3 protein-coding genes are annotated in these 3,003 nt (G+C 43.2%); all 3 read left to right on the forward strand.

The genetic code is table 11. The annotated features are described in order from the left end of the window. On the forward strand, positions 1 to 640 hold a 640-nt coding region (locus BSG1_RS18850; RefSeq protein WP_044023190.1), incomplete at its 5' end, for a DUF1444 family protein. Positions 641 to 642: 2 nt separating this feature from the next. After that, positions 643 to 1,248 (forward strand): YtpR family tRNA-binding protein, encoded by a 606-nt coding sequence (gene ytpR / locus BSG1_RS18855; RefSeq protein ID WP_006838834.1) that lies wholly within the window; start codon positions 643 to 645, stop codon positions 1,246 to 1,248. Positions 1,249 to 1,480: 232 nt separating this feature from the next. Continuing rightward, positions 1,481 to 3,003: hypothetical protein (locus BSG1_RS18860; RefSeq protein ID WP_044023191.1), on the forward strand; the 1,523-nt coding region annotated here is incomplete at its 3' end.

The raw sequence follows: 3,003 nt of genomic DNA on the forward strand, positions 1-3,003 counted from the left end.
AGTGGTGTACTATGTGGAAGAAGCCCTGGATGTAATGGGCTATCAGCATACATTGACGGATAAGGAAAAGAAAATCTTTCCGGTCATCCGATCAACGTCCTTCCCGACGAAGACGCACGAGGATGTTCCTTTTATTACCGAGGATCATACCGCGGAAACCAGGGTTTACTACGCAGTGGATCTGGGCACTACATACCGCATGATTGATGAAAAATTGTTGCAGACAGAAGGGTGGACACCTGAAAAAGTCAAAGAGGCCGCTCTTTTCAACCTGCGCTCTCTTCCAATAAAATTAAAGCAGGATACTCTTGTCGGTAATGTGTTTCATTTCTTGAACACGAATGATGGATATGACGGGAGCAGGATTTTAAACACCTCTTTCCTTAAGGATATGAAAGCGAAGGTGGAAGGCGAGATGACCGTTTCCATCCCGCATCAGGATGTACTGATAATTGGTGACATTCGAAATGAAACAGGGTATGATATTCTTGCTGAATTGACCATGAGCTTTTTTACGAATGGAAAAGTTCCGATTACCTCCTTATCTTTCCTTTTTGAAGATAACGAATTGGAACCGATTTTTATATTGGCTCAAGACCGTAAAGACCGTAAAGACCGTAAATCTGGAAGGGAGAAATAAGAATGAATGTTTTTTACAATATGGAAGGCATTGGAGATACTTTAATCATTTCCATGGTGCCGGGTTTTGATGGAGAAAGTTCATATGATAAAAAGGGTGACGCTGTAAGGATCTTTGATGAGGAGACAGGCGAAACTCTTGGCTATAACCTGTTCAATGCTTCTTCTTATATGAAGATTGACGCTCAGGGTCAACTGGAAATGAACCAGGATAAATTGAAAGAAATTAACGAAGCAATCCAGAAGAACGGATTTGACGAAGAACTTCAAGCAGACTTCTCACCGAAATTCGTCGTTGGATATGTTCAAGAAAAAGAAAAGCATCCGAACGCAGATAAGCTTACCGTTTGTAAAGTGGACGTTGGAAGCGAAACACTGCAGATTGTATGTGGTGCGCCAAATATCGACAGCGGCCAAAAAGTGGTTGTCGCGAAGGTGGGAGCTGTCATGCCAAGCGGAATGCTTATTAAAGATGCAGAATTAAGAGGAGTGGCTTCTTCCGGTATGATTTGCTCGGCGAAAGAGCTTGACCTGCCTGATGCCCCTAAAGAAAAAGGGATCCTCATCCTTGGTGAAGATGCAAAAGTTGGAGAGGCATTCTCATCTTAATGATCTAATTTGATTTAAAAAAATGACTCAAGGGAATTTTTGGTTCCATTTGAGTCATTTTTTTATCGGAAAAAACAATTAGGTACAGCAGATCATGAGCAGCATGACTTACAGATTCGGATGGCTGTACTGCCCAAGTATGGACAAAATCTCCCATTCTGGCGATTTTACTCGAATTTTTTCTTTTAACTGTTAAAATAAAGAGTGATTACAGTAGAGAGAGTGATAACAATTGAGTTGGCTTAAAAAAATGTTTGGAAGATTAAAAGATGATGATTCTTACTCAGATGAAGCCTCCTATCAAGAGGAGAGCCATATAAATAAACCAAAAGACAAAAATAAAGAAATAGAAGCAAGAGTCTCCTATCAATACCCTAAAGGTGAATTCCGATTTCCGGTCATCCCTGATAAAAGGGAGTCTGGCAGGGAAGAAAGAGCGGCCCGTTCAGAGCAGAGAAGGCAGAAACGTACCCCTTCAAGGAACGAGGAACCACCTGCTGAAAAGAGAACAGAACCTCAAGAAGAGACGCCGAAAAAGGAAAAGCCGGCTAAAAAGGATGAGGCGACGCGCCGTCCATTCCGTCCTACTGAAATTCCATCACCGATTTATGGTTTCAGCAAGCCGATTCAAAGAGACCCGATTCCGTTTGAGCTGAAAAGCAGCGAGCCAAGGCGTTGGAGAGGTGTAGAGGAAGCAGATTCCCAAGAAGAGAGAGAGAGTTCGGAGGATCGCAATGAAAAAGTTTCTGAAGCTCCTTACTACGAGGATGAAACTCTAACTTCTGAAGTCTTCCAGGGAGATATGAAGACCTCTATTGATTCTGTTTCAGAGATGAACATCGATACTGACGAAACGGTAAAAGTACATACAGAAACGTCAGTTGAAGGAGAAACGGAAGAGCCCAATGTGCGACTGACAGTGGATGACACAGATGAGCAGGATGTTCAACTTGCAAGTGAAGAAAAACAAGGGCCTTACAGAAACCAGGAAGTTGCAGAGGATGAATCAGTCCCTTTCCCATCGGAGGGTGAACTAGAATTAACCTTTGAGCCGGAAATGGAAGAGACTGAAGTTCAACTGGCAGACAATGAAAAAGAGGTACCGTTCAGAAATCAAGAAGTTGCAGATGATGAGCCAGCCGCTTCCCCATTGGAGGGTGAAATTGGTTTAACTTTTGAGCCAGGAACGGAAGAGTCCAATGTACAACTGGCAGGCGATGAAAAAGAAGAGCCTGAAGCTAAGGAACCTACTTCAATTGAGGAACCAGTAACAGAAGCATTAACAGAAGAAAACGATAAGCCTAATAACGATCCTTCTTCAGAAGAGGTTTCTTCTATCGTTGAGGAACTACCTCAGGAGGTATCCGAGGAAGCTTCATTAGCGGACGCGGAACAAGAGCTCCAGCAGGAGAGTGAACAAGCTGAACCAGAACCTGCTTCTAAACGCTCACACCTTCCATTTAATGTGCTCATGCTGAAGCAAGACAAACGAATGATGGATAGAAAAAAGCGATTGGAAGAGATGAAGACTGAGAGAGTTCTAGAGAATGAGAAGCTGGAAGACCGCACACAAGTTGAAATGTCAGGGATTGCAGCCGAAGAAAATGCTTCTTTCCAAGAAGAAACAGTATCTGCCCACCAGGAAGAAGTGAACGTACAGCAGCCGTTGGTGGAGGAGGAAGAGGTTTCTGAAAGTATTGAGCCTGGAGCAACTTCTGAAGAACAGACTCAGATGAACAAGAGACAAATGCTGCA

Origin of the sequence: Bacillus sp. SG-1, assembly GCF_000181495.1 — a bacterium.
Taxonomy (GTDB): Bacteria; Bacillota; Bacilli; order Bacillales; family Bacillaceae_B; genus Rossellomorea.